A 26614-nucleotide genomic window follows, 5' to 3' on the forward strand; every position below is an offset into this window, starting at 1 on the left:
AAAAATCTTTTTGCTACTTTCCATCTTTACAAAAATTCTGAGCGGAGGTAACCACAACCGCTCAGATTTGCTCTCTAGTTTTAATCTAGCGGAGGCGGGGTTTAACAATGGGTCTAGGCCCATCATTTCCACGCGGTTCTCTCCTAGTCGGCGGTGGCGATCGCTCTTCTGTGTCTTCATCAAAAGACATACCCTCCCGGCCCGGCGTGGTGCTGCCGTAGATATCCAGATATACTGATTGCCCAGCAGCAGCTGCTGCTGCGGCAATTACTGTACGAATCGCCTGAATATTGCGTCCCCCTCGACCAAACACTTTTCCTTTATCCGTGCTTTCAAAGGCGATGCGAACCCAAACCCGGTTGAGGGTCTGAGAAATTTCACAATCGACGCTTAAAGTCTCTGGAGATTCCAAAAACGGTTGCACCAAAAACTGAACCAGCCCAACATAGTTGGGACTAGCTGTTGGGGATATTGTTCCGGAATTATGATGCGGCTGTGGCACTGACCTGTTCAAAAACATTGGCTTTTACTAAAATGCGACGGACGGTGGCAGTGGGTTGAGCGCCTTGTTGTAGTCGCTTGACGATGCCGGGAACGTCTAGTCGCACTTCATCCGTTCTGGGGTTGTAAAATCCCAACTCTTCTAGGGGACGACCATCGCGGCGAGCGAGGTTGTTAATGGCGACAATGCGGTAACTTGCTTCCCGCTTTTTACCGTATCGCTTCAAGCGCAGTTTGATCATGGTTGAAGAATCATTCTCCTGTTGTTAGATATTAGTTAGTAACTAGTTGATCAGGAAGTAACCTAAATCTGGCTGCTGCCGAGAAATTCAGGGTCAGTTTCCTCTATTCATCAAATCTGAGGTCGAAATGCTAATTTTAGCACTGCCTAGCATTTGCTGCTATTAGTCATTAGTCATTTGTCCTTAGTTAATGACTAATGACTAAAGATTGCCGAAGCCTTTTTTCTTTTTATCTTTGGTTTTTTTCTTTTTCGTGCCTGTGGCGTCACCACCATAACCTCGCCATCCTGGGGCTGCGGGACGATTACCTGCACCTGCAAAGGCATTACCCATACCGCCGCCGCCGAACATTCCCTGCATTCCAGGGAAGCCACCTTGACCCATTTGCTGCATGAGCGATCGCATTTTTTGGAAATCACCCACCAATTTAGTGACATCGGACTCTCTATAGCCGGAGCCAGAAGCAATCCGCCGCCGCCGACTCGGAGAACTGGCTAATAAATCGGGGTCGTGGCGTTCTTGGCGAGTCATGGAGTTAATCATCGCCTCACAGCGCTTGAGTTGGGTTTCTCCCTGCTTGAGCTGATCATCTGAGAGCTTGTTCATCCCTGGAATCATCTTAATCAAGCCTCCCAGAGAACCCATGTTCTTCAGCATCCGCAGCTGCTTGAGAAAGTCAGTAAAGTCAAACTTTGCTGACAAGATTTTCTCCTGCATTTTCTCAGCATCTGCTAAGTCAAACTCTTCTTGGGCTTTTTCTACCAGGGTGAGAACATCGCCCATTCCCAGAATCCGCGATGCCATGCGATCGGGATAAAACGGTTGCAGTGCCTCGACTTTTTCACCCACGCCTACAAATTTAATCGGCGCTCCGGAAATCTTTCGCACCGAAAGCGCTGCACCGCCACGGCTATCACCATCCAGCTTAGTGAGAATTGCCCCAGTAATTCCTATCTGCTCATGAAAGGTGCGGGTAAGATTAGCTGCCTCTTGACCCGTCATCGCGTCCACCACCAACAGAGTTTCATCGGGTTGGACAGTTGCTTTGATCCGGGCTAATTCCGCCATCATTTCTTCGTCAATTTGCAGGCGTCCAGCAGTATCAATAATAACTGTGTTTACACCTTCTGCCCTGCCACGTTCTACACCCTGTCGGGCAATTTCTACGGGATCTGCGTCGCTTCCTAGTTCAAATACTGGTACGTCAATTTGCTTACCCAACGTCACCAACTGGTCGATCGCTGCTGGGCGATATACGTCTGTCGCCACCAACAAGCAGCTACGCTCTAATTTTCTCAAATGTAAAGCTAACTTAGCCGTAGCTGTAGTTTTACCAGTACCTTGCAAGCCAGCCATCAACACAATAGTAGGCTTTTCTTGGGCTTCTGCGATGGGAACATTTTCTTCTCCCATTACCTGCACCAGTTCATCGTGAACAATTTTGATAAACTGTTGGTCAGGTCGCACGCCGGTAATCACCTCGGCTCCCTGTGCTTTGGCTTCGACTTCGCTAATAAAATCTTTGACTACCTGGAGATTGACATCTGCCTCCAACAAGGCGCGGCGCACTTCGCGCAATGCATCTTGAATGTTGGATTGAGAAATTTTGTCCTGTCCCCGCAGTTTTTTCCAGGCGGATTCTAAACGGTCAGATAATGCATCAAACATAATGTAATTACAGGTAGTTCGCCAATGAGGAAGTTTGAACCGCCGATGAATGCGATTTGGAATTTCCGCTAAAGTTTAAACGTGCTATCTACCAGCTTAGTATTTTTCACCGCGACTGTAGCAACCAGATACCTACCTTTATAGAAGATTGAGCTTAAAGTATAATTAGGGCAAGAACAGCTATTGTACAGCGAGAACCTACATCACATATCGCTATGACTAGCAACACACTGCTTCAACCCACAGAAATCATCCACCTATCGGGTATCAGTTGGCAAACCTATGAAAACTTGCTAACAGAACTTAGTGCTAGTCGCCGCCTCCGGCTTACTTACAATCGAGGTACTCTAGAAATCATGGTTCCTTCACCTGAACATGAGAGTTATAAAAAAGTCTTGGGTAGATTTGTCGAAACTCTAGCAGAAGAATTAGAAGTCAATATTCAACCGCTTGGTTCTACTACTTTCAAGCGTCCAGAATTAAGTGGTGCGGAACCAGATGAATGCTTTTACATTAAAAATATCCAGTTCATCAAGGGTAAAAAAAGAATTAATTTGCAACAAGATCCGCCACCAGACTTGGTAGTGGAAATTGATATTACTAGCAGTTCTAAAAATCGCTTTGAAATCTATGCTGATATGGGTGTGCCTGAAATCTGGCGATATGATGGCAATTTTTTTAGTATTAACGTTTTGCAAAATCAGAAATATCTATCTGTTGAACGGAGTTTAGTATTTCCCAATCTGCCATTAACAGAGATTTCTAATTTTTTAGAGCAGGTAGGAGAAAAAGATTATTTGGAATTAGTTAAAGAATTTCGCCAATGGGTTAGAAGCCAAATTTAATATCAAAATAGCGAATTAATTTAGATAGACTTAGAAGCATATATGTCGCAGCGAATCAAAGTCTATTCATACTCGATAAAGAAGTTACGATACTTTTGGTCACTTCTTACACGTTATTGTGATCAGAATTATTCAGGAAATAGAGATGCTAGTCCGATTAAGCATTGTGTTGGTGTATTCGGATTATTATAGGTTGAGTTAGGTAGACTGAAGATATTTGATCTTGAAGAAAAAGTTTGACATTGGGCGGGTAAATAACTCCAGCTTGGAATTTGGCCAAATTTCGCCAATGTCTGGTAGAATTTTGCAGCCACAGGTTACGTTCTTAATGAAGAACAGTTGAAAGTAGTCATGGTTTTGAGAGCTGTTGTTTATAAAAGTGGACAACTTTTTGCACATAGTCAGCAGTGAAGCCTTTGTTACAACCTGTATAGCTACCAGTCATCCACCAACAAGCTGCGCCACGCACAGATGCAATTTCATTATTATTGGTGGCGCGAAACTGATTGGTTAACTCACGGCGCGTGATACAGGATACAACTTGACGAGCGATCGCAGGGCTGTTTTCAAACTGCGTCGGTGTTAGTTCTCGTTTAAGACAAGTTTTTGACCAGCCTTTGAGGGTTTCTGGTTTAACTTGCCATTCGCTATAAAGTCCATCGTTGGGTTTTTTTGTCTGTGGTGCAGCTTCTCGCAACGCCTCTACCATCGCCGCAACTTGGGTATCAGAAACTGGCTGCTGTGCTTGAGCTAATAATGGCAATAGTCCGAAGGTGACAATAACTCCGTTGAGTAATAATCCTATGGGTTTTTTTTTCATAAGGTAACATCTTATGCTTTTACGCTATCAATTAGCAAGGCATGATCCACAGATTAACAACCTACTAGATTTTCGACAGCATCGGCATCATTTGGTAATGCGGCTGTTAAAACTTCGCTACCTTCTGCGGTAACTAAAACATCATCTTCGATGCGGATTCCGCGGACATCGGCAAATTCAGATAAACGTTGCCAATTCACCACATTCTGATATTTTGAGCGGACATTGGCATCATTTAAAATTGCTGGTACTTGATAAAAACCAGGTTCAATTGTGACTAACATTCCTGGACGCAAAGGACGATTTAAACGCAGGTAGCCTAAGCCAAAGCGATCGCTCCTTTCCCGTCCCTCTTCATACCCTGCTAAATCGCCCAAATCTTCCATATCATGAACATCTAAACCCAGTAGATGACCGATACCATGAGGGAAAAACAGCGCGTGGGCATCCATTTCTACTAAATCTTGGGGGTTTCCTTGTAAAATTCCTAACTCTACTAAACCTTCAGTGATAACCGTGGCAGCTAGCAAATGAATATCTCCATACTCTACACCAGGGTGTATTTTGGCAATGCAAGCATCATGGGCTGCTAGTACGACATTATAAATATCTCTCTGGGTCGATGAAAATTTACCAGAAACTGGCCAAGTGCGAGTCACATCACCAGCCCAACCCATCTCAGTTTCAGCGCCAACATCGGCAAGCAATAAGTCACCTGGTTGTAAGGGATTGTGATAGTGTTCGTTATGCAAAACTTCACCGTGAACGGTGACAATACTGTTGTATGAGGTGGTCATATTGTGGGCAATAATTACCCCTTCCATCGCTGCCCGAACTTCTGCTTCCAGTTTGGCTTTTGGTGTTGCTGCCATACCAACTTTGTGCGCCTCAACAGTGACAGCCGCCGCTTTTCGCAACTGGGTTAATGCAGCATCATCATGAGTGAGGCGGATAGAAACGATCGCCTTAGCTAACTCCAAGTCAATTCCTTGGGGAGGACTTTGTGGTAACACCCATCTATTTAATAGCTGCGATTGTTGCGTCCAAGTCGCTGCATCTTGTACAGCAAGTGTGGCGGCATCTTCTACCCAGGACTGTAATTCTGCCATTGGCCCTGCCACATCTGCCCCAATCTTCTGGGCTATTTCCTCGCGTGTCGGCGTTTCTCCATGCCAAAGGGCGCTGCTGGGTGATGGATCGTCGATGAATAGTTCTAGCCTACCCGCTTCTAGACGAATTGCCGCCTTTGATAATGGCAGTCCGGCAAAATAAAGGAAATGACTGCTAGCGCGAAACGGAAGAAGATTTGCTGGAAAGTTGCGCGGACTGTTACTACCTGACCACAGAATTACTGGAAAATCAATGAGGTTGGCTAGTTGTTGCCGTCGGAGACGTAAAGTATCCATGAGGGAAGTAGAAGTTTGTTGGATAAGCATAAATGGAAACTCAAGGTTATAGTTTATGTCTTTATTTAGTCGTTATCTTCTTTATCGTCATCGTCTTTATCATTCTTGCGATCGCGATGTTTGTCGTCGTCATTTTTGTTGTTCTGGTTAGTCTGTTTAGGCTGTTGGGTAGGTTGTACGACTGGTTTTTGTTGCTCAGTGGGAGCAGGTGGCTGCGGTGCTTCAACAACACAACTACCTAATCCTCCAGAAATTAGCGCTAAGTTGACAGCAGCAAAGATGCTTCTGAAGATTTTTATCCTCATGTTTCCGTTTTGCTTTAACATTGACCCTAGTTTTCGGAGATTGTATTCCTAATTTATAAGGTACTGTATATGGCGATTCTGATTTGGATGTAACACGCGCTTTGGTAGCACCGCTGTCATATGTGTCAACTTCAGCTTAAACACTCAATTTCCCATCGTTTTAGATCCCCCAACTCCCTTAACAAGGGGATATTCGATTTTAGTTCCCCCTTTGTTAAGGGGAGCCAGCGCGTAAGCTTAAGAATAATGGTAACGGTCGGCATAAATCTTTAACGCACTCCTGAGAAATATATTGCTGTCTAATTTTCAAGGTGACCCTAATGAGACAAATCATTACTCAGGTTGATGCTTTCACCAATACACCTTTCGCAGGTAATCCGGCTGCTGTTTGTATTTTACCTACTCCCCAAGACGAACGCTGGATGCAGAATGTAGCGCAGGAGATGAATTTATCTGAGACGGCTTTTCTAGTTAGACAGGATGATGGCTTCAATCTGCGTTGGTTTACGCCGACGGTAGAAGTACCACTTTGTGGTCATGCAACCTTAGCTAGTGCCCATGTACTTTGGTCAGACGGGCATTTGTCACTGAATGAAGTGGCGCGTTTTTACACCAAAAGCGGAGTGCTGATTGCTAAGTTGCAAGGTGAGTGGATTGAATTAGATTTTCCCGTAAATCACTCACAAGCAACAGTCGCCCCGCCAAAACTCAGCGAGGCTTTGGGTGTACCATACAAATCTGTTTTCCTGAATTCCTTTGGTTATTTAGTGGAATTGGAATCTGAAGATTTGGTACGGCAAATGCAACCAAACTTCCAGATACTCAAAACATTGCCGATATCTGAGATCATTGTCACCAGCCTCGCCGAATCGGATTCTGAATATGATTTCGTTTCTCGCTTATTTGCACCGGGTTTAGGGATTGATGAAGATCCAGTGACTGGTGCTACCCATTGCTGTCTTGCTCCCTTCTGGCGCGATCGCTTGCACAAAGATGAGTTATTAGCTTATCAGGCATCCAGTCGCGGTGGGGTAGTAAAGGTGTATTATGACGGAGGCGATCGCGTCTTTCTCGGCGGACAAGCGGTAACTGTTATGCGAGGTGAGTTAATTACCGCATAAACTTAATAATATTACAAATTAATCGCATCTGGCAAAAACTCACCATTAAGAACTTGGGCAATGGAATAAGGACACTCCACTGGAAACATATCTATTGGTAGTTCAGTTTCATTCTGGCATTTTTCGCAACGTCATGCCTGCGGTAAGCCACTAAAAAGCGTCTACGCTATCGCTGAAACCTTGCCGGAGAAAGAAAACCGAGTTCTTAATTTTGGATAAAGTAGAGCTAAGTGGAAGCAGCAGCCTCTAATCAGCCATTCCTATGCTCTGCATGGGAACGAGAGTAATCTTTTGTCAGTCGATGCAATCGCATTGTCAGTCGATGCAATCGCATTGTCAGTCGATGCAATTGCATTGTCAGTTGATACAATTGCATTGTCATTCGATACAATTGCATTGTCAGTCGATACAATTGCATTGTCAGTCGATACAATCGCATTGTCAGAGGTTTAATTAAAATAACACGGCAATACAAATACTAAACCGCAAGAGCGTACTTTTGCCAAGAAGCGACTGTCACAATATTTAAACACACCTATATTTTAATTTCAAAAATGTCTGCTAAACACAAAGATAGTAGAAGTCCTATGCAATCTCGTGATTGGCCAATTGAGCAATTACCTGGACTGAGCCACGAGGAACAATCTCAACTGCAAAATTGTGGGATTACTAGCACAGTAGCGCTAGTCAAACAAGGGAAAACTCTAGAGGAAAGACTAGCGTTAGCCAATAAACTACAGATTCATCTTCAGTATGTAAATAAATGGATAGCTTTGGCTGACTTGGCGCGTATTCCCAGTGTCGGGACACAATATTGTGGTTTATTGCTCCATGCGGGTATTGGTTCTGTAGCGCAGTTAGCTCAAACTCCAACTCACAGATTGCATCAACAAATTATGCGCTTGCAGGTAGCAACAATGCAGCGACGAGATTTGTGTCCAGCAATTGAATTAGTACAACAGTGGAGTCAGCAAGCACAAACAATCATCAGTTAGAAGTTAGGAGTTAAAACTCATAATTCATAATTCATAATTCATAATTTATAACTCATGATTCTTCATTCTTTGGCTAAGACTCCATTAAGGAAGATATCAGCAAGTCCTTCGGCCATTTGCTGCATTTCTTGGGGAGAGGCGTCAGGTTCTATGAGAGTGTTGTTAGAAAAACCTGCGATCGCAAACATTCCTAAGAAAACTTTGGCAACCAGCTTGGCATCCATTTGACGATAAATGCCTTTATCCATAGCTGTTTGAAAGAACGCTTCGCCGACATCGGTCATTTTGGTAATGACTTCTAATTGAATGCGATCGCGCAAATCGGGGTGAAACTGCACCTCCATAAAACAAACACGCATCAAATCGGCATTTTTTTGGAAATTCCACATCCGGCGGCGCATTACCTGAGCTATAGCTTTATAGCTACCCATTTCACTTAATTCTGTCAGTAAATCTGTCAGAATCTCTACCCAGCCACTCGTGGCTACTTCCACCAAAATTGCCTTTTTATTGGGAAAATGACGAAATAGAGTGCCTTCAGCTACACCTGCTGCCTGTGCTAAGTCGCGGGTAGTAGTGCCGTCAAATCCCTGAGAGGCAAACAACCGTTGTGCTGCCTGTAGAATCCGGGTGCGCGTCTGAGCCTCTGAGGGTGGGGAAGAATTAAAAACTCGCATAACAGTTATGGTGAGATTTGCGGAACAGGATTTGTAGCATTATTGTCTAACGTCAAGGAAAAGAGCCACTGAAAGCTTAATACAAGATTAATGTCCTTTTGCTAAGTATCCTGTTTTTTAGGTAGTGTAACTTTATCTTAATTTTCGCTTATGAACCAGATCAGTCGGTCAATTTTGGATTTAAAATTTGGGATTTTGGATTGGTCAGATCAAGTATCTGTGATATTGCGGCGGTTGTTTATCACTTTGTTGGCTTTGATCGTCCTTTGGTACGGATTGCTGCCAGAAATTGCTCTGGCTCAAACTCAGGCTGCACCTCCTCTTCAAGGAACCAAAATTCCAAAGGAGCCAGTTGAGAGTTCGATCCAACCTTATCTGGATCGAGTAATCAAGCAGTTAACAGAGTTTCGCCTCGACAATGGTCTAAAATTCATTGTCTTAGAACGACATCAAGCGCCCGTGGTTTCCTTTCTTACTTATGCCAATGTCGGTGGTGTGGATGAGTCAGATGGCAAAACTGGTGTAGCTCACTTTCTGGAACATTTGGCGTTCAAAGGCACGACACGCATTGGTACACAAGACTACAAGGCAGAAAAACCTTTATTAGAAACCTTAGAGCGGTTGGATGCTCAAATTAAAACCGCAAAAGCTGATGGCAAAAAAGATGAGGTTACTCGGTTAGAAACTGAGTTTAAACAAGTAGAATCACAAGCAGGTAAGCTAGTCAAGCAAAACGAACTGGGGCAAATTGTGGAACAAGCGGGAGGCGTGGGTTTAAATGCCAATACTTCTACTGAAGCCACCCGTTATTTTTACAGTTTTCCTGCCAATAAGCTGGAACTTTGGATGTCGCTGGAGTCGGAGCGATTTCTTGATCCTGTAATTCGTCGTGAGTTTTATAAAGAGAAAGATGTAATTTTAGAAGAGCGACGGATGCGGGTGGAGAATTCACCCATTGGATTGATGGTGGAGAAATTTATTGATACTGCTTACAAAGTCCATCCCTACAGGCGTCCGGTGATTGGTTATGACGAAGATATCCGCAATCTGACACCAGAAGATGTCCAGAATTTCTTTGATACTCACTACGTACCAAGTAATTTAGCGATCGCTATTGTCGGAGATGTTAAGCCGGCTGAGGTGAAAAAACTGGCGCAAACTTATTTTGGCCGCTATCAAGCAAAAACCAAAGCTGTTGAACAAATCCCGGCGGAACCGCCACAACAACAAACACGGGAAGTTACTTTACAGCTACCTTCTCAACCCTGGTATTTAGAAGGTTATCATCGTCCGGCAATTACCCATCCAGATAATGCAGTCTATGAAATCATTGGCAGTTTATTGAGTAATGGGCGCACGTCGCGGTTGTATAAGTCTTTGGTAGAAAAGCAGCGTTTGGCGCTAAATGCTCAAGGTTACAGTGGATTTCCTGGAGATAAGTACCCAAACCTGATATTTTTCTATGCTCTCACGGCTCCTGGTCATACAGTTGATGAGTTGGCGGTGGCTTTGCGTCAAGAAATTGACAAATTAAAAACTGAGCCTGTAGCGGCGGCTGATTTGCAACGGGTGAAAACCCAAGCACGGGCGGGTTTGTTACGCACCCTCGATTCAAATATGGGGATGGCTCAACAATTGTTGGAATATGAGGTGAAAACTGGCTCTTGGCGGAATTTGTTTAAGCAGTTGGATGATATTGCAGCGGTAAAGACAGCTGATATTCAACGGGTGGCAAAGGAGACATTTACGGCTGGAAATCGCTCGATTGGTAAGTTGTTGTCGAAACAAGGATGAAAAACGAACTGCAAAGGGCGCAAAGGTAGAGAGATATGCAGAGATACAAGGTGAAGGGTAAAAGGCGGATGGTGTTCAAGATTCAAAATGGCAAGGGGTTTATTTATGCTTTGGTTGCAGTTTTTGCGTGTTTACTTTTAACTTGTAATTTTTCTCTAGCAGCGACGGCACAAGCAAAGCATTATACTGAGTTGCAGTTGCCAGCGCTACCTGAGATTAAGTTACCCAAGTATGAGCGGTTTGTTCTCCAAAACGGCTTGGTTGTCTATTTAATGGAGGATCACGAGTTACCGTTGGTGAATGGGACGGCGTTTGTACGGACAGGGAATCGCTTGGAACCACTGGAAAAAGTCGGTTTAGCTGGTTTTACAGGCGCGGTAATGCGAACTGGGGGAACTAAGAAGCATTCGGCTGATGAACTCAACGAAATATTGGAACAACGGGCGGCATCTGTAGAAGTTGGTATTGCTGAAGCTTTTGGTAGTGCTAGCTTTGACGCACTCAGTGAAGATTTAGAAACGGTGTTTGGGCTGTTTGCCGAGGTGCTGCGATCGCCAGTATTTGCTCAAGAAAAGCTAGACTTGTCTAAGACACAAGCTAAGGGTGGCATTGCCCGTCGCAATGATGATCCAGATAGTATTGCTAGTCGAGAATTTAAGAAATTGATCTATGGCAAAGATAGTCCTTATGCACGCACGATAGAGTATGCAACGGTGGATCAAGTTGAGCGTGAGGATTTGCTCAAGTTTTATCAGCAATATTTTCACCCCAATAATATGATTTTAGGGATTGTGGGGGATTTTGAGGCCAAAAAAATGCGATCGCTCGTTGAAGCTAAGTTTGGCGACTGGTATCGCAACCCAAGTATTGCTAAACCCAAATTACCAAAGGTTTCGCCAGCTAATACAGGTGGAGTCTTTTTTGTGAATCAGCCACAACTAACACAAAGTAGTGTGCTTATCGGGCATTTAGGCGGACGATTCGACAATCCTGATTATCCAGCGCTGGATGTATTGAATGGGGTGTTAAATGGATTTGGTGGACGCTTATTTAATGAAGTGCGATCGCGTCAAGGTTTAGCTTACTCTGTCTATGGCCAGTGGAGTCCCCGCTACGATTATCCTGGCATGTTTATTGCTGGTGGACAAACGCGATCGGATGCTACCGTCCAGTTTGTCAAAGCCTTACAAGATGAAATCAAGCGTATCCAAATTCAAAGAGTAACAGCAAAAGAACTGGCTTTTGCCAAAGAGTCTACACTTAACTCTTTTGTATTCAACTTTCAAGACCCCAGCCAAACCTTATCACGGTTGATGCGATACGAATATTACGGTTATCCAGCTGATTTTCTGTTTCGCTATCAAAAAGCCGTCGCCGCCACCACAGCTGCTGATGTGCAACGGGTAGCACGAGAATACCTCAAGCCAGAAAAGATCGTCACTCTAGTGGTGGGGAATCAAACTACCATTCAACCACCCTTGACGCAGCTAGCAACACAGGTGATACCAATAGATGTAACGATTCCTGGTTCGCAGCCACAGGCGAAGAATTAATCACAAATTGCGATCTAAATGACTAGAGACGCGATTTAGCGCGTCTCTAGTCATTTAGAATCACAAACCAGATCAGAATATTATACAATCATCTCTTCTACAGACGAAACTCGTTTAGTCATGTCTTGAAAATTAGCGAACTCTGGCTACCACTACCAAATTTTTGTGAATGGATTGCTCAAAGATAAATGAACGCTGACTATAGGCACTATCTGCTATTAACAAATACAATTGTTTATACCATGGTAGTGATGAATCGCATATCACAGATAGGATTTGTTCACTGCCTACATTAACACCACTTTGAGCAAGTGATACCCTTTCCCCAGATAAAGGTATTGACCAAGGGTAATTATTGACTCCCCCCATGCGAAATAGTCGAAACCGCTGATTTCAGGGTACAAGTATCGAATGGCACTAGGAAAAATGCTGTTTATGCCCCTGAGATTGATTGCCCAGAAGGTGAAACACCAGTGGACGTGGATGCTGCTGACTACGGAAGTTGTTGCAGATGAACAGATGGCTGCCACAATTTTACGTTGGTATTCTTACCGTTGGCGTGTAGAGGAATATCACAAAATTTTCAAGTCGGGATGTCAGGTAGAAAGATACAGACTTGCTGCTGATGGTATGAAGACCGTATTTTTTACCTGAATTTGGACTTGTTTCGGACTGAGTTTGATGATTTTAGCAGGGATCTTATGACTGGAGTTTAGACTAAATTCTTTTTTTAAGGCTACAACCCTTGTGTGGTGAGCATTTTAGACTTCGGAATTCTATCAAGCCTATAAATTATCAAAGCCTGTCTGGATAAGGGTTTGGCGGTTTGATGGGTAAAATTAGTCTAAACTCCAGTTATTTAGGTCACAAAAATATTCAGCACAGTGTTCGTTACACCGCTCAAAACCCCAAACGGTTTGAGCATTTTAATTGAGATTGGGACGGGAAAAGTCCATTTTAATCTTCAGATTAAAGTAATATTTTACTGCGATTTTTGCAGTAAATTTGCTGTTTCTTGAATTAAAGCCCTGAGCAGCTTCGCTTTCGTCAGCCCTGTATATTCGATAAGCTGTTCTAGCTGCTCATAGGTTTCTGGATCGAATGGCAGCCTCTCACCAGCGCCTTCATCATCCGATGTCGTTTCAAACCCACGATTAAATAATTTAACTACCGCGTAGCACTTCTTATAGCTAGCTGTGGATTTTGCATCGGTGGCGAGGTGCTATCGCTCTACATCATCTATTTAATTTTTTGTTCACATGCATAAATCACAAAAATGCATCGTAATAGGCAATGAGGGTTGGTAAAACCCTCGATTTGGATATTGCCACATTATCCTAATTACGGATCGGGGCATAACTGGTTTTCCGAAAACAACGTTAAATTGACCATTTTACGCAAGACTTATTGGCTGATTGCTGGCATTGCTGGCATTGCTGGCATTGACCCTGAAGATGTCACGTAAGTAGAGCGGCGTAAGCACACTGTACCAATTTATCAACTAACTTGGGTGAATTCAAAATGCTATTTAGATCAATTTTAAGTTACTGGACAAAAACTGTAACTATTACAGCTTTATTTGTTGGTATGACATTTGCACCTCTACCAAATCAAAAAGCTTCTGCCCAAACATCACCATCAGGTTTGTATGTCTGCAACGAATCGGGTGAAAATCTTAATGTCACAGTTGCCTACTACAACGGTTACATTTGGACTACCCAAGGTCGATACCAGTTATCTCAAACACCTGGCTCGTGCATACAAGTTCAGAACTCACTCACTAACACTCGCTACTACCTTTATGCCACTAGTGATTCAGGTAATCAGTGGCAAGGAAACCATCCTTTTTGTATTGGAAGCACCCCAAATTTTACAATCCCCTACGCTGACGAAACCCAATATTGCGGTTCTGTACAAAACTTTTTCTCAGTTTGGGTTCCCAACCCAGTAACAGGAATAAGCCCCACATTCTACGGTTACACGTTTGCACCTAATAATTATTCCAACAACTGGAACTCTCCGCGTGCGGAACGATAAGTGATGGTTTCTGACTACAGAAGCTATTCAATAATCAATACCTTCGCTAATTGGGCATTTTGGGGAAGGTATTGATTTGTTTTTTGGTGGTGTGTTCCAGATATTAATCCCAGCAACGGTAGAATTTCAGAGCGTGGCGCTCAAAAAATCAACAAGCGCGATCGCCAGATGTTTCTGTTCGTCGGTCACTTCTAAATAGCGCTCAAGTGCCGATAGGGTCTTGTCACCATTATTAATGTACAGGACTCAAACCCTGATTGTTTGGTGACTCCAAGCTCTGATGTTTTGGAATTACGTTTTCCTTATTAATCTACATGGCGATGCAGCTCTGGTTTCTCACCACAGAATCAGGGTGTGAGGCTCGAAATATAAACTCCGCTTATGACAGCGCCGATAATTGAGTTGCGAGACGAAAGCGAACCACCAGGACTTTACCAACATTGAGATTGGGGTAAGGAATCATTGATTACAGTAAATGGCAGACGGAATAGAAGAACTTTGCCCAGATTGAGCCACAAGGATAATATCACCGTTAGCATCGACAATCCATCCTTGAGCCTCCACAATCTGATTAGTAGATTTGGTAATAGATACAGTAGGTTTTTTATCTGGAATTTCCACAGCTAATTTATTCCTTACTCTCTGTGTTGCTTGTGGGGGCAAATCTACCCAACCTGTAATCACTGCTCGTCCCCGCAGAGGCTCGTTGGGGCTAAGGGGTAATCCACCGCGTCCTGTAGCGATAAAACGACTGGCGTTTTTTCCTCTTCTGGGTGTGCAACCTTGGGCGATTTGTTGGGATGCATCCACGACCTTAGAGGGTAGTTGAATTAAGCCGTGACTAGGGTCAGTACCCAGAGTTTTGATAGTTACCTCCCCACTCACTCCCAATTGGGAACTCGCTGTAATGTCGCTCTTTCCGGTTGGACTTTTTTGCGGCACAATACCGAAAAGCCCTTCTGTTGTAATGTCAACTCTACCACCAATCCCTGTGAAGGCGTTAGCGCTGATATCGCTGTTTTCGTTGGGAACGGCGACAATGAAGCCCGACGGGGTATTGATGGTGATATTACCGCCATTTCCTTCTTTTTGGTCAGTACCAGCAGTAGTGGAGATTTGGCTGGTACGACGCAAGGTTAACAGGTCTTGCACGTTCAACGTAATATCTCCACCATTGCCTGATGTAGTTATAGCTTGAATACTGCCTTTGTTATCAAGACGAATAGAACGGGCTGTAACTCGTATGTCGCCTGCATTGCCCTGTCCTATACTACTGTCCTGGCTGTTGACGGCGATCGTGGCTCCATCTTGAACAAACACAGACAATACTTGATTAACAGCCTGGGGTTGGAGGATAATGCTTCCACCCTGTCCGCTATTTGTAGTTCTAGCAAGCAGTCCGCTTGGCTCATGGAAGGAGCCTTGGTCGAGTCTTCCACTGAGAGAAATAAAGTCACGGGCATTGACGATAATGTTTCCAGCATTCCCTTGCCCAAAGGTGTTGGCGGTGAGTTGTCCACCATTGGTAACGAATAGAGATCCGGTGGTGATGCGAATATCTCCCCCTTGCCCACTGCCGGCTACACCACTAATGATTTGACTGAGTGCAGGTTCTTTATTTTCTCGACGCATCACTTGCCCATTTTGATCCACTCCAAACCCATCCACCTTAACCGTATTCCTGGCATTGATCGCTACATTCCCGGCATTCAATCCATTGCTGCCAGCACTAATTTGAGCACCTCCAGTAACCGAGAGCGATCGCGTATCAATGAAAATATTGCCTGCATTTCCTTGTCCGGTGGCAGCTACATTTAGCGTTGATCCGTTCGTGAGAGAAAGGGTATCCGTCTTAATAAAGATACTCCCGCCTTCTCCACTAACAGCCGGGTTCGCATCACTGAAAATCCCACCCCCCTGAAACCCTGTATCCAGGAAAACCGTTGGAGCGGCGATCGCGATATTGCCTGCATTGCCTTGCCCAAAGCTGCTGGTGTTGATTTCGCCGCCATCGGTGACCGAGAGCGACGATCTGGCTGTAATCAGAATGTTTCCGGCATTGCCAACAGAATCCTTACTACTCACCGTGTTAAAAAGACGACTCCTTTCTCCATGACTGGATTGACCGCTCAAGGTAATTGCACCCGTTGCATTTAACCTAATATCTCCTGCCTGTGTTCCGTTTAACCCTCCCCCAATCCCAGCTAAAAGTTGGCTGCCTTCCAAAATGCGGATATCTCGTGCATAAATTGAGATATTGCCGCCACTTTCAGCAAGAACACCGATTGTACTTCCGTGCCTGAATGATACATCTCCCCGTGCCAACTGATCTGGAAAACTTAGGCTCAGAAGGTTACCATCCGGTGTTGGCATTCTGGAGAGTTGGACAATGCCAGCCCCAGCGATACTCCCCAGTTCAACTTGCCCTTCGTAATTGTCAGCGGTACCTAAAACGCTTGATGTACCGTCTGGACTACTGCCTTCAGAATCGAAGCTGAGATTTCCGCCGAGTAAGACCAAACTCTGCCTTCCCTGAACTGTGAGGGTACTACCGAAGGTTTGAATGCTCCCAGGTTGCCGCTGAGAAGCCAGGAAACCACTCGGATCGCCTACTATCGTCAGTAAGCTACTCGGTTCACCGGGATTAGTTGCACTAAATTGAGCACCATTAGGAAACACGATCGCATCGACCGTTGTTGCCAAAAAAGAACCGACATTTAAACTGGCATTAGGTCCAAAAATAATTCCATTGGGATTAAGTAGAAACAGGTTAGCGGTGCCTTTAGTTTGGATTAACCCATCAATATTAGACACCGCTCTACCTGTTACTCGGCTGATAATGTTCTGAATATCAAGAGCATTGTTAAAAATAGCAGTGCGATCATGAGGAATAGAAAACTCGCTAAAACTGTGGAACAGATTGCCACCCACTTTGGTTCCGCCTTCAATAGTTGTGGTGTTCCCTTCAGGTTTGATGGTGGAATTATTCGGTAGAGTGGTATCGGGGGTAATTTGAGCAAAAGCGCAATTTGCCCAAAAAGCTGCGATGCCTACGGCGGCAAGCCACGCAATTCCCATCCCCACAGAAACAGCAATTGTTGAATCAAGGTTAGTTTGTATAGTAATTGTAGTGATGGGTATTTTAGGCTGTGTCATCGCTTTGGTGATCACTTTAATGCTTTGGTCTAATTTTATTCTGCTAACTCGGATTTCTCACAAACAATAAAAAATCAATTTACATGATCTGATATAAGACATTTTTTTGATACATCATGAAATTAAATTTACGTGGTGTAATAGATTAAGTATAAAATAGTAGTTATCAAGATAAAATCATCACTATATCTATCTTTATACTGAAAATTAAATGCTGTGTTCAGAAAAATAAGCATTTCAAAACCAGACTTAGATCAAACCAAGCTTAAAGTATTATTAATGATGAAAAATTGAATGCAGTTTGAGTTGACATTAAGCAGTATTGGGGAGCAATTTTAAGCATCTGTAAGCAGTAGCAAAAATATGTTTATATGGACAAGAGATAGTAATTGCAATTAAAATTCGCCGTGGGCTTGCAGTAATCAGAGCGCCTAATTTTAGTAATTTAGTCCGAATAGTTCCAACTTGGGCGTTTTGTAGTTCCGTCTTGGTCAAACATTTTGACTGCAAGGCATTCATCAAAACGTAAGCAAGAGAATAAAACCACAATCGTAACTGATTACCCGCGAATGTGTGTGTACTGGTTCTATCACTAAAAAGTTCCAGTTGTTGTTCCTTAAAGCAATTTTCCATCTCACCTCTAGGACAATACTGCTTAATTCTTAACCGAGAAGTATTGAGACTTTACCGCGATTTTTTAGCAATCACTTTTAAACCATAAATCGGATTGTTTACTAAATCATTTCCATAGGGTGTTAGGTCATCAAAATCGCCATTTAATGTCATTTGACGATTCGTACAATTATCTTTATACCAACACCAAGCCATCCAACCAATTTGTTTCTGTTGGAGAATTGTTAATAAAGTTTGATAGGCAAAATTTATGAGAGGTGGGTGATTTTCTGTAGTCCCATCTAGATCGTAATAACAATATTCAGTTGCACCATTAATATCTTCATCTTGCTTATTAGCAATTTCACCAAAAACGAGGGGGAGATTAGCATTAATTATGGTGTCAATATATGGTATCCCATCATAGCCAGACCAATAGGCATGACCACTAAATAAGAGATTATGATCGGGATCATAATCAATTAATTCTTGTCCAATTAAGGGAAAAACTTCGATTGACGTACCACAATCTGGTGCGTCAATCATAATTGGTAGGTGTAAGTATTGGCGAATACTGCTAATCGCACTTTTATAAGCATTCTTGAAACTATTTAAAGCAGCTTGTTGATTATCTGTCCACCGATAAACTCCCAATTCACTGGCTAGATTAATAATTAGATAGGATTCATGTTTTTTAAGTACCTTCAGCACATCATTCTGCGTCCACCAAGGAATTAACTGGGTATTTAAAAACTGTGGATCGCTATTACAGGTCGAATCAGCTAACATGACTATGGGAATAATTTGACTTTGACGACAGCGAGTGAGAACATTATCCAAGTCAGAAATCGAATAACTAGGACGATTAGGTTGACCATAATCTTTGTACCATTGAATTCTGACCGCATTAGCTCCCGTTTTTTCTAGTTCTGCTAACTTATCTTCTTGAGGAAAATTCCAGTCATCCAAAATGGGTAAATTTATTCCATTAAGAATTACGTTTTCACCAAATCTATTATAAAGATATCGACCTTCAGTATAGAAGGTAGATTTTTTATTTTGAGCCTTCACTAGTGATGGTAATGTAGTAAATAATAAACCGCTAACACAAACCATTCCTGTGTTAATTATCAGCTGGCGACGTTTCATAAAAATCCCAAATAATTTAATAATGATTGTTGATTTATTGTTGGTTATGGGCGAGTTTTATCATCAATTGATTCAGGGGAATCAAGAATTATATAAACTCGCCCCTACTATGGTGTCCCTACATATTTACCACTACTTTTATAGCGGTTATCGGTTAAGTGAGGTACAAGAACCCCACCCCCAACCCCCTAAGAGCAAGCGAGGAGGGCAGGGTAGTTTCATACAAAGAAAGAAAAAACTTTGTGCAGTTGGTTGGAGAGGGCACGTTGTGCTTGAAGAATAGTTCTGAAACAGAGGTTGCGGGCGTTCGTAATGAAAAAGTTGTGTAAGATAGACCAATTCACAGGAGCATTGCCACCACGTCGTGGTGGAAAGTCTTCTTGGAATGTCACATCTCGAACCCAATGCAGTCGATTTTCGATGCCCCAATGCCCTTGAATTAAGCCAAGTCTGTGTACTTTGGTAAAATCCTCTAATGGTCGGTAGCCCCAATACCTTTGAATTATGCACCGTAGTTTATGGCTGTCGAGCCAGAAAATGTCAGGAGTTCAATAGAGCATTTAATCAGTCATGTAAAGTAAGCTAAAACTATTTTATATTAACTGTTCCTTGTTCCCTATTAGCTGATATTACAGTTAAATGTAGTTGTGTACAACTACTTCTTTAATTAAGTGTTAGCGGTTACAGTTAACAGTAGTCTGGTGTGTAACTGACTTTTTATGACATTAGACTTGTCCTGAAATTATAACCCAGTCTGTACAAGGGTTTTCAAGCCTGTCTATATGTCTTCAATCAACGGAGCAATAAGGGGTTGGCATAGTTGATGACAGTTTAGAGACAAAAAATAGGATTTTCAAATTTTGAAATTCAACAATATTTATTATGCTGTAAAATGCCCACAACCTACTTCTCGAAGAAAGCGACCATCCCGCAGACTGGATGATTGAGTTATCTACAAGCCAAGATAAACATCTATTAGACGTTATTTACCTGCTCGATTGTATTCCAGGTGAAAGAGATTTGGAAGTTTCCTTCAGATTGTTAATTGCAAAATTGGGTGTAGTTTATCCAATTGTTTTACCTGATAATGGTCGATTCGCACAACCGGAACACAGTCAGTTATTTAGCAACCTGTATTTCTTAATTAATGAGCATAACGAACTCTCAGACGACTTCCAAAAATGCATTTATCAGATTTATTTTGACCTTGACGATGTTGAACAAGGGTATTGCGATTGGTCAGTGATACAGCAAGATTATGAGGAACTTCTTTGTGCTGGTCGTGATTACAAGCAGTGGATTGATTTCAAAGCTGCGTAGCTCAAAACTCTAGATAAAATGAACACTATACTTGAAGGCCCGTCATTGAAGGGGAGTAGGACTGGCTGCTGGAAAGCTTTACTAGAAGTGATTGCAAGCCTTTATAAAAGAGCCGTCGCTTAAGAGCTTTTCTTACATCAGGCAGGCTTGTTTGTTCAGAGTATATGCTCTACTCCGTACAAACTAACCCAAATTACACGATTGTCGGCTCAATGCCAAAAAAGCGATCACGTTACATCAATATATATAGTCACTAATTGCACGTAATGGCTCAATCGTGTAACGCTGCACAACGGAGGTTGTTAATTGACGCTATAGTCAGCCGATTTGATAAAATCGGCGGAAAAATATAAACAAAATTAATCATTTCGATTTATTCCTGTAAATGACACACGAATAAATCTTTTTTTTGTCCAAAGTCCAATAAAAGCGTAGTTTGAAGAAAAAACCTCTGGAGTTCCCAGAGGTTTTGGTTCCTGATTTAGTTTCTACTTGTTACTACAACTTGTCCTCAGTCATTTCCCGATAGTGAAAGAAATTATTTGATTTAAGTAATATCATGTCCGCTTGATTACTTATTAAACCCCAAGAACCCCACACGCCAGGTGCTTCTCCTAAGGGAGACGCTGCGCGTAGCTTGCTTCTCCGTAGGAGTACAAGTCGGCAGAGCCGCCCAACCCACTGGCTCCCCTTAATGCCCTAAGAGCTTGCTTTTAGGGGAGACAAAGCGTAGCTTTGGCTCTTTGGGGTGCAATGATTATGAGAATCATAACTAATTAGCCGGACATGATATAACTCACCGTTCGCGTAATCGACTCGGTAAATAAAGAATTAAGCAAAATGGCTAAAAGCCTTTTTTCTAATGAGGTACAGCCAATTTCGCATCGGCTACCTGGGCATTATCAGCAACAATTTTGCGGAATAAATCACCTTCAATAGTCTCCTGTTCCGTTAGCAAATCTACTAAACGCTCCAAAACTATGCGGTTGAGTTGCAACAGTTCTTTTGCCTTGATATAGGAATTGTTAACAATTTCGCGCACCTGCGAATCAATTTTGGCGGCAATTTCCTCAGAATAGTCTGATTTATTCATCCAATCGCGTCCTAAAAATACCTCTCCACTCTGATTTTCCAAGGACAATGGGCCTAACTCTGACATCCCGAAGCGTGTCACCATCTGCCGCGCCATCCCTGTCACCTGTTGCAAGTCATTGCTTGCACCTGTGGTCACTTCTGGCTTACCAAAAACAATTTCCTCGGCGGCGCGACCACCCAAAGTAGCAGTAATCCTGGCTCTGAGTTGGGAACGCGAAATTAACCCCTGTTCTTCGTTAGGAGTAAACCAAGTTAATCCTAGTGCTTGTCCCCGTGGAATTAATGTAACTTTCTGCACAGGATCATGGTCTTTGAGCAATGTGCCCACTAAAGCATGTCCAACTTCATGATAGGCAATCAAGCGCTTGCTCTTGCTGTCTACTAAGGCGGTACCTTCCATACCTGCAACGACTCGATCTACAGCAGCATCAATTTCTAAAAGGGTGACAGCTTCTTTGCGCCTCCTAGCAGTGAGAATGGCAGCTTCGTTGAGTAAGTTGGCTAAGTCTGCGCCAGTAAAACCAGGAGTGCGGCGAGCGATCGCTTCTAATGATACGCTAGGATCAATTTTTTTATTCCGCGCGTGGACTTTCAAAATATCCAGTCGCCCTTTGAGATCCGGTGCATCCACCATCACTTGTCTGTCAAAGCGTCCGGGTCTGAGCAGTGCTGCATCGAGAACATCTGGGCGGTTAGTGGCAGCAATAATGATGATGCCTGTGTTACCTTCAAAACCATCCATTTCGGTGAGCAGTTGGTTGAGGGTTTGTTCGCGCTCGTCGTTACCGCCACCGATACCAGCGCCCCGTTGCCTACCTACTGCATCTATTTCATCGATAAATATTAGGCAAGGAGCATTATCTTTGGCTTTTTTGAAGAGGTCACGCACACGAGATGCACCCACGCCAACGAACATTTCCACAAATTCTGAACCAGAAATACTGAAGAATGGGACACCTGCTTCACCTGCGATCGCTTTTGCTAGTAGAGTTTTACCTGTACCAGGGGGGCCAATTAACAGCACTCCTTTAGGAATACGTGCGCCTACAGCGGTAAATCTTTCTGGCTGTTTAAGGAAAGTAACAACTTCTTCAAGTTCTTCTTTAGCTTCTTCAACCCCGGCTACATCTTCAAATCTAACTCCAGTTTTTGCCTCCATTTGGAAGCGAGCTCTGGATTTGCCGAAATTCATCGCTTGGCTAGAAGCATTAGTAGAGCGACGGAGGAACAATAGCATTAAAGCCATCAGTGGCAAAATCCACATAAGATTGATCAACAGCCCAACAGCAGCCCGACTGTTAGCAGAGGAAACTTCGCCAAAATCAACATTCTTCTCTTTGAGTATGTTAATCAACTCTGTGTTTTGTCCCAGAAGTCTCACCTGTTGGGCATTATCCTTTTGCCCCTTGAGAGAAACCCTTGCTATCTGTTCACTTTCGTCAATATCTACTTTTTCGACTTCTCCCGCCTTTATTTTCTTAATCAAGTCACCATAATTTAGAGAGGCGCTCTCTGCTTTTTGTGCCAAAACGGGAGTACTCACGAAAATTCCTGGCAACATAATCAAACTAGCAGCGATGCCTACGGCGGGCTTCTCTACGAGACGCTTTGCGAACGCCAACGCATCAACCCAAGCAACCCGCTTTGACGACTGCCCTTTTTTCAATGCTTTTTTTCCCAAATTTGTCATAATAATTACCCTTTGTCTGCTGGCACAAGTTGAGTTATGGTTTTATGCCTATTTTTCTCTTCAAAATTGTAATAACTGGAAATTACACTTTTCTTATCTAGTCTAACTTCCACACAAAACCATTCCCAAGTTTCTTGCGGCTATTGCATGAAGTTGAGCAACCTAGATCGTTATCTAGATTTATCCAGTCATGTGATCTGTTAAGACCGGAGATTGGGGAGCCACTGCGTTGGAGAGTTCCCCAGCTTGTTAGCTCTTAGCCTTCCCCCAGGGTAGCAAGTGTTGTTCTTTCTTCCCTCACTCCCTCATCCCCAATCCTTCCAGTAAATTTTAATTTGACACATTCCGACACAAATCGCTAAAATAAACATAGTCATAACGATTCCGCTTTAAATAAATTTGGTGATAGTAGCTAGTTAATAGTTTGTAGGTTAATTATGGTGAAAATTGTTGGCATTGGTGGTAGTTTAAGACCCAACTCCTATACCCAGCTTGCTTTAGAAGTAGCAGTGCAAAGGGTTGAAGCTGTGGGTGCAGAGGTAGAAATTCTCGATTTACGGCAGTTGCAGCTACCGTTTTGTACAGGAGCAAAGGAGTATCCAGAATATCCAGATGTTCAGCGCTTGCAAGATACAGTAAGTGGCGCCGATGGGTTGATTTTAGCGACACCTGAGTATCATGGTGGGGTTAGTGGTGTCCTGAAAAATACCTTAGATTTGATGAGTTTTGACCAACTGTCTGATAAAGTCACAGGACTAATTAGTGTCTTGGGTGGTCAGTCTAATAGTAATGCTTTAAATGACCTACGGTTAATTATTCGTTGGGTACATGGTTGGGTGATTCCCGAACAAATTGCGATCGGACAAGCTTGGGGTGCTTTCAGTCCTGAAAACAAGCTAGTAGATGAGAAACTCTCTCAAAGATTTGATCAATTTGCTCAGAGTTTAGTTGATAATACTCGCAAGCTACGGGGTGTAAATTAGTTGTGGGGTGGGCAAAGCTTTGCCTACCCCAAACTCAATGATGGTAATGGTGAGTCAATTAAAGCTAGTGCATCACAGAAATAACTATCTAGTTGAAAAAAGTTAAAAAGCTTAATTTATAAGCAATATTCCTTCTGTCTCCTGCCTTCTGAGACTAGATATTTATACTTTGGGGAATTTTAGAAGGTAGCAAACTTGTAAAAATTGTTCTGACTACTCCGTTGCGTACCCCACGAGAAGGCTTACGCCAACGCAATGATATATCATAAGGAATTAATCGGGCTTGATGTCATCAGACTGCTCAAAGGATGATTGAGAAAAGTCTGAAACTAAATATTTTTGTAACGCACATAATAATCAATTTGTACAGTGCGTAAGTCCTATAACTAATTACCTCACGTCTATCCTGCAAATATCTACCTAAAAAAAGTTTGAAAAAGTATCTTTTTAACAATACCTTCGCCCAAAATAAAGGTATGTCTCACTTTTTCCGAAACAGCCTAAGGTAATCGTATGCTTGACTCCTCGGAAAAATATAGAATCCCCTCACAGTCAGACACGACAGTATTAATGCAGATAAGCATTTAGTAAACTTTATGTTTTTTCAAACATGCTTTAAAGATATGAATTTTCTATCTAGTTGTAACCGTTAGAAACTACAGGATAATTACAAGAATTTTGAGAAATTTATAAGTAACAATACTGAGGTAATTTGTTTTTGAGTGATTCAAATTCAACGATTACTTTTTAATCGTTCGCCCACACGGAGATAATCGGTCAAGTCTTGCTCTTTCAAAACTTCCAGCCAAATATTTTGCAAAGCTTGTTGCTCTGATCAATAAAAAGTTAAAATTGCGTTTCAGTTTTCAATATGTAATGTTACTTAAAAATTCTGCTCCTGCTATGGTCAAGAGCTTGCAATTTCAGTGAATATGCGTAAGTAATATCGTAATTTTGCTTAGAAAATAAATTAAAAAAATAATTGTATATTAGTACAGTGCGGCATAGAGAAATTCAAGCTTAAGTAACAGGCACAGAGAAAGCTTAGTTTCAATCAAAAAACTCCACGCTTGAAAGCGTAGGAGTGTTAATTGAGTACACTATAAAATTTAGGGTAGGCAAAGCTATGCCCACCCTCCTAAACTCAAACTTTACTTAATGATGATGGTGGTGATGGTGATCCCCAGCTAGTTGGGGATTAACTACCAAACTTTGTGACAACAGCTCTGCAATATGAGCATCAGCCCATTGGCCCGCCATAGCCAAAAATTCTGGATGGTCGTTGACGCAAGCCATTTGCACGTAGTTCGTACCAGGATGCTGTTTTTCCAAAGCATGGATGATATGGTGGACATCCAATAAAGTTTCGTGGTTTTCTGTGGCAAAGCCAATTGGCATAAAAATGACCACTTTTGCACCTAATTGAATTAGGTTATTTGCTGCTTGCTCGGCGTTTGGCTGTGTCCAATCAATTAAGGGTGTATCGTGATTGAGCCAACCCACCGAGATTAAGGGATAGCGGTTAATCAACTTATCCCGAACCAAATCGTACAGCGCTTGACTTTCGGTAATCCCAGAAGTAAATCCTTTGGCTTTGTGGGGACAGCCGTGGTTCATTAGCACAATGCCGATTTGAGAAGGTAGGTAAGCTGCGGCTAAATCAGCGGTAATTTTCTCTTCAACTAGATGAGCCATTAAATCTATGTAGGCTGGTTCATTGAAGAAAGAAGGAATGTAGCGCTGTGCTTTAACCCAGTGTTCTTCACCATCAGTCAACTCAACAAGAGCGTTGTTAACTTGCTCGATTGCAATCCCACTAGTAAAGATAGAATCAACAACCAGCAGTGGGTAGATTAGCAGCTTATCGAAGCCTTGGTTTTTGATTTCTGCCAGGACTTGATTGGGTAGGAAAGGGGCGCAGAAGTTGAAAGCCTTGAAAACTTGAACATTCTCACCCCATTTTTCTTGTATATGCTTTTCGATACCAGCCCGTTGCTGTTCAAAAATGGCATTGTGTGGGGAGATAAAATCGTGGTGTGTGTGTGCCCACTCATGGCGGTCAAATAGCGCTAAAAGTTTTGCTAGGGGGGGATAAATCCAGGTTGGTACTGGTGCGAATTTTGCTGTCAGTAGATTTAAAGCCTGTTCGTTATAGTTGGCGAAATCTTCGTAGCTTTCGACTTCGCCGTAGCCCATAAGCAGTACGGCTACACGGTCTTTACCTGATAGATGCTCGTGGGTGTGTTGTACTTTTTCCGGCGTGGCAACCACAATGAGTTCCTCAATATAACCAGAGTGCAGAGAGATATAAAATTAGGGAATAGCTTGCACATTTTCCCTACTACTAACTTATTATCCCATCCAGGGGGATAGGATAGGTGGGGAAATCAAAATAATACATCAAAAGTAAGACTTTCGTAGGGATTGGGCATGGAAAATTGAATCAATGCGCCATCTGTATGTATCGCTGGAATAGGGCTATGAGGCGATACGCTCACGCACCCTCAGCTTGCCTGAAATAGGGCGGCAGTCGGCAGATATCATGGCGATTGATGATTTTCCGGGAATTTCAAAAACTACCTGCTGGCATGAGCAAGCACAAGCAGTAGAGGATATGACAATATAACCCTCTTCTGTCACTCTCC

Annotated in this window: 22 protein-coding genes and 3 pseudogenes; 11 read left to right on the forward strand and 14 right to left on the reverse strand. The window is 42.8% G+C overall.

The window, feature by feature from the left end; all coding sequences use genetic code 11:
- Window positions 1-85: 85 nt before the first annotated feature.
- From V7K85_RS29480 to ffh, 3 genes are all read right to left on the reverse strand, one after another.
- Window positions 86-520 carry a KH domain-containing protein gene (locus V7K85_RS29480; RefSeq protein WP_334819135.1) on the reverse strand — a complete coding sequence of 145 codons (435 nt, stop codon included), beginning with the start codon at window positions 518-520 and terminating at the stop codon, window positions 86-88.
- Window positions 483-743, reverse strand: coding sequence for a 30S ribosomal protein S16 (gene rpsP, locus V7K85_RS29485; protein ID WP_334819138.1), 261 nt, complete (start codon window positions 741-743; stop codon window positions 483-485). Before rpsP ends, V7K85_RS29480 begins: the two co-directional genes overlap by 38 nt.
- 201 nt (window positions 744-944) lie before the next feature.
- The gene (ffh, locus tag V7K85_RS29490; RefSeq protein WP_334819140.1) at window positions 945-2411 is read right to left on the reverse strand and encodes a signal recognition particle protein; all 1467 of its coding nucleotides are present in this window, start codon (window positions 2409-2411) and stop codon (window positions 945-947) included.
- A 215-nt stretch (window positions 2412-2626) separates the two neighbouring features.
- Between ffh and V7K85_RS29495 the strand changes: the two genes are divergently transcribed.
- A complete protein-coding gene (locus tag V7K85_RS29495; protein WP_334819142.1) occupies window positions 2627-3256 on the forward strand; it encodes a Uma2 family endonuclease in 630 nt (209 codons plus the stop codon).
- 349 nt (window positions 3257-3605) lie between these two features.
- Here the strand turns inward: V7K85_RS29495 and V7K85_RS29500 are convergent, their stop codons facing one another.
- Genes V7K85_RS29500 through V7K85_RS29510 form a run of 3 tightly spaced genes read right to left on the reverse strand, consistent with a single transcriptional unit; the run spans window position 3606 to window position 5787 of the window.
- Window positions 3606-4076, reverse strand: a complete 471-nt coding sequence (locus V7K85_RS29500; protein WP_334819144.1) for a hypothetical protein — start codon at window positions 4074-4076, stop codon at window positions 3606-3608.
- A 53-nt stretch (window positions 4077-4129) separates the two neighbouring features.
- On the reverse strand, window positions 4130-5512 hold the full coding sequence (locus V7K85_RS29505; RefSeq protein WP_334819146.1) for an aminopeptidase P family protein: 1383 nt from the start codon (window positions 5510-5512) through the stop codon (window positions 4130-4132).
- A 35-nt stretch (window positions 5513-5547) separates the two neighbouring features.
- Window positions 5548-5787, reverse strand: a complete 240-nt coding sequence (locus V7K85_RS29510; protein ID WP_334819148.1) for a hypothetical protein — start codon at window positions 5785-5787, stop codon at window positions 5548-5550.
- 320 nt (window positions 5788-6107) lie between these two features.
- Between V7K85_RS29510 and V7K85_RS29515 the strand changes: the two genes are divergently transcribed.
- Window positions 6108-6908, forward strand: coding sequence for a PhzF family phenazine biosynthesis protein (locus tag V7K85_RS29515; RefSeq protein ID WP_334819150.1), 801 nt, complete (start codon window positions 6108-6110; stop codon window positions 6906-6908).
- Between the two features lie 11 nt (window positions 6909-6919).
- On the opposite strand, the pseudogene V7K85_RS36705 reads toward V7K85_RS29515, so the two are convergent.
- Window positions 6920-7021 (reverse strand): annotated as a pseudogene (locus tag V7K85_RS36705) (DUF29 domain-containing protein); the annotation flags it as partial.
- Window positions 7022-7199: 178 nt separating this feature from the next.
- Here V7K85_RS36705 and V7K85_RS29520 point away from each other — a divergent pair.
- Complete coding sequence (locus tag V7K85_RS29520; protein WP_334819153.1) at window positions 7200-7361, forward strand: hypothetical protein; 162 nt, start codon at window positions 7200-7202, stop codon at window positions 7359-7361.
- Between the two features lie 101 nt (window positions 7362-7462).
- Complete coding sequence (locus V7K85_RS29525) at window positions 7463-7903, forward strand: DUF4332 domain-containing protein (protein WP_334819155.1); 441 nt, start codon at window positions 7463-7465, stop codon at window positions 7901-7903.
- A gap of 62 nt (window positions 7904-7965) precedes the next feature.
- On the opposite strand, the gene V7K85_RS29530 is transcribed toward V7K85_RS29525, so the two are convergent.
- A complete protein-coding gene (locus tag V7K85_RS29530) occupies window positions 7966-8580 on the reverse strand; it encodes a TetR/AcrR family transcriptional regulator (RefSeq protein WP_334819157.1) in 615 nt (204 codons plus the stop codon).
- 150 nt (window positions 8581-8730) lie between these two features.
- On the opposite strand from V7K85_RS29530, the gene V7K85_RS29535 reads away from it, so the two are divergent.
- The 5 genes and pseudogenes from V7K85_RS29535 (at window position 8731) to V7K85_RS29555 (ending at window position 13964) form a co-directional block, all read left to right on the forward strand.
- Entirely contained in the window at window positions 8731-10374 is a 1644-nt protein-coding gene (locus V7K85_RS29535) for a M16 family metallopeptidase (RefSeq protein ID WP_334819159.1), read from the forward strand.
- A gap of 35 nt (window positions 10375-10409) precedes the next feature.
- Window positions 10410-11927, forward strand: a complete 1518-nt coding sequence (locus tag V7K85_RS29540; RefSeq protein ID WP_334819160.1) for a M16 family metallopeptidase — start codon at window positions 10410-10412, stop codon at window positions 11925-11927.
- A gap of 425 nt (window positions 11928-12352) precedes the next feature.
- Window positions 12353-12569 (forward strand): annotated as a pseudogene (locus V7K85_RS29545) (IS4-like element ISLpn5 family transposase); the annotation flags it as partial.
- Between the two features lie 658 nt (window positions 12570-13227).
- The gene (locus tag V7K85_RS29550; RefSeq protein WP_334819162.1) at window positions 13228-13392 is read left to right on the forward strand and encodes a hypothetical protein; all 165 of its coding nucleotides are present in this window, start codon (window positions 13228-13230) and stop codon (window positions 13390-13392) included.
- A 56-nt stretch (window positions 13393-13448) separates the two neighbouring features.
- A complete protein-coding gene (locus V7K85_RS29555) occupies window positions 13449-13964 on the forward strand; it encodes a DUF1036 domain-containing protein (RefSeq protein WP_334819164.1) in 516 nt (171 codons plus the stop codon).
- A gap of 459 nt (window positions 13965-14423) precedes the next feature.
- On the opposite strand, the gene V7K85_RS29560 is transcribed toward V7K85_RS29555, so the two are convergent.
- The 4 genes and pseudogenes from V7K85_RS29560 to V7K85_RS29575 form a co-directional block, all read right to left on the reverse strand.
- Window positions 14424-17120, reverse strand: coding sequence for a two-partner secretion domain-containing protein (locus tag V7K85_RS29560; protein WP_334819166.1), 2697 nt, complete (start codon window positions 17118-17120; stop codon window positions 14424-14426).
- Between the two features lie 312 nt (window positions 17121-17432).
- Window positions 17433-17792: pseudogene (locus tag V7K85_RS29565) on the reverse strand (transposase); the annotation flags it as partial.
- A 12-nt stretch (window positions 17793-17804) separates the two neighbouring features.
- Entirely contained in the window at window positions 17805-18881 is a 1077-nt protein-coding gene (locus V7K85_RS29570; protein ID WP_334819168.1) for a cellulase family glycosylhydrolase, read from the reverse strand.
- Between the two features lie 218 nt (window positions 18882-19099).
- A complete protein-coding gene (locus tag V7K85_RS29575) occupies window positions 19100-19273 on the reverse strand; it encodes a hypothetical protein (protein WP_334819171.1) in 174 nt (57 codons plus the stop codon).
- 547 nt (window positions 19274-19820) lie between these two features.
- Here V7K85_RS29575 and V7K85_RS29580 point away from each other — a divergent pair.
- A complete protein-coding gene (locus V7K85_RS29580; RefSeq protein ID WP_334819173.1) occupies window positions 19821-20201 on the forward strand; it encodes a hypothetical protein in 381 nt (126 codons plus the stop codon).
- 859 nt (window positions 20202-21060) lie between these two features.
- Here V7K85_RS29580 and ftsH read toward each other — a convergent pair.
- Complete coding sequence (gene ftsH, locus V7K85_RS29585; protein ID WP_334819175.1) at window positions 21061-22986, reverse strand: ATP-dependent zinc metalloprotease FtsH; 1926 nt, start codon at window positions 22984-22986, stop codon at window positions 21061-21063.
- Between the two features lie 437 nt (window positions 22987-23423).
- Here ftsH and V7K85_RS29590 point away from each other — a divergent pair, with 437 nt between their 5' ends.
- On the forward strand, window positions 23424-23969 hold the full coding sequence (locus V7K85_RS29590; RefSeq protein ID WP_334819177.1) for an NADPH-dependent FMN reductase: 546 nt from the start codon (window positions 23424-23426) through the stop codon (window positions 23967-23969).
- A gap of 1155 nt (window positions 23970-25124) precedes the next feature.
- Here V7K85_RS29590 and V7K85_RS29595 read toward each other — a convergent pair.
- Window positions 25125-26240: a ferrochelatase gene (locus tag V7K85_RS29595; RefSeq protein WP_334819179.1), complete on the reverse strand. Its 1116-nt coding sequence runs from the start codon at window positions 26238-26240 to the stop codon at window positions 25125-25127.
- Window positions 26241-26614: the final 374 nt, after the last annotated feature.

This window comes from Nostoc sp., assembly GCF_036917615.1.
In the GTDB taxonomy this organism is placed as follows: Bacteria; Cyanobacteriota; Cyanobacteriia; order Cyanobacteriales; family Nostocaceae; genus Nostoc.

What these genes read in the sequence shown, in the direction of transcription:
- V7K85_RS29480 (WP_334819135.1), bottom strand. Translation starts at nt 520, where the DNA reads ATGTTTTTGAACAGGTCAGTGCCACAGCCGCATCATAATTCCGGAACA.
- rpsP (WP_334819138.1), bottom strand. Translation starts at nt 743, where the DNA reads ATGATCAAACTGCGCTTGAAGCGATACGGTAAAAAGCGGGAAGCAAGT.
- ffh (WP_334819140.1), bottom strand. Translation starts at nt 2,411, where the DNA reads ATGTTTGATGCATTATCTGACCGTTTAGAATCCGCCTGGAAAAAACTG.
- V7K85_RS29495 (WP_334819142.1), top strand. Translation starts at nt 2,627, where the DNA reads ATGACTAGCAACACACTGCTTCAACCCACAGAAATCATCCACCTATCG.
- V7K85_RS29500 (WP_334819144.1), bottom strand. Translation starts at nt 4,076, where the DNA reads ATGAAAAAAAAACCCATAGGATTATTACTCAACGGAGTTATTGTCACC.
- V7K85_RS29505 (WP_334819146.1), bottom strand. Translation starts at nt 5,512, where the DNA reads ATGCTTATCCAACAAACTTCTACTTCCCTCATGGATACTTTACGTCTC.
- V7K85_RS29510 (WP_334819148.1), bottom strand. Translation starts at nt 5,787, where the DNA reads ATGAGGATAAAAATCTTCAGAAGCATCTTTGCTGCTGTCAACTTAGCG.
- V7K85_RS29515 (WP_334819150.1), top strand. Translation starts at nt 6,108, where the DNA reads ATGAGACAAATCATTACTCAGGTTGATGCTTTCACCAATACACCTTTC.
- V7K85_RS29525 (WP_334819155.1), top strand. Translation starts at nt 7,463, where the DNA reads ATGTCTGCTAAACACAAAGATAGTAGAAGTCCTATGCAATCTCGTGAT.
- V7K85_RS29530 (WP_334819157.1), bottom strand. Translation starts at nt 8,580, where the DNA reads ATGCGAGTTTTTAATTCTTCCCCACCCTCAGAGGCTCAGACGCGCACC.
- V7K85_RS29535 (WP_334819159.1), top strand. Translation starts at nt 8,731, where the DNA reads ATGAACCAGATCAGTCGGTCAATTTTGGATTTAAAATTTGGGATTTTG.
- V7K85_RS29540 (WP_334819160.1), top strand. Translation starts at nt 10,410, where the DNA reads ATGCAGAGATACAAGGTGAAGGGTAAAAGGCGGATGGTGTTCAAGATT.
- V7K85_RS29555 (WP_334819164.1), top strand. Translation starts at nt 13,449, where the DNA reads ATGCTATTTAGATCAATTTTAAGTTACTGGACAAAAACTGTAACTATT.
- V7K85_RS29560 (WP_334819166.1), bottom strand. Translation starts at nt 17,120, where the DNA reads ATGACACAGCCTAAAATACCCATCACTACAATTACTATACAAACTAAC.
- V7K85_RS29570 (WP_334819168.1), bottom strand. Translation starts at nt 18,881, where the DNA reads ATGAAACGTCGCCAGCTGATAATTAACACAGGAATGGTTTGTGTTAGC.
- V7K85_RS29580 (WP_334819173.1), top strand. Translation starts at nt 19,821, where the DNA reads ATGATTGAGTTATCTACAAGCCAAGATAAACATCTATTAGACGTTATT.
- ftsH (WP_334819175.1), bottom strand. Translation starts at nt 22,986, where the DNA reads ATGACAAATTTGGGAAAAAAAGCATTGAAAAAAGGGCAGTCGTCAAAG.
- V7K85_RS29590 (WP_334819177.1), top strand. Translation starts at nt 23,424, where the DNA reads ATGGTGAAAATTGTTGGCATTGGTGGTAGTTTAAGACCCAACTCCTAT.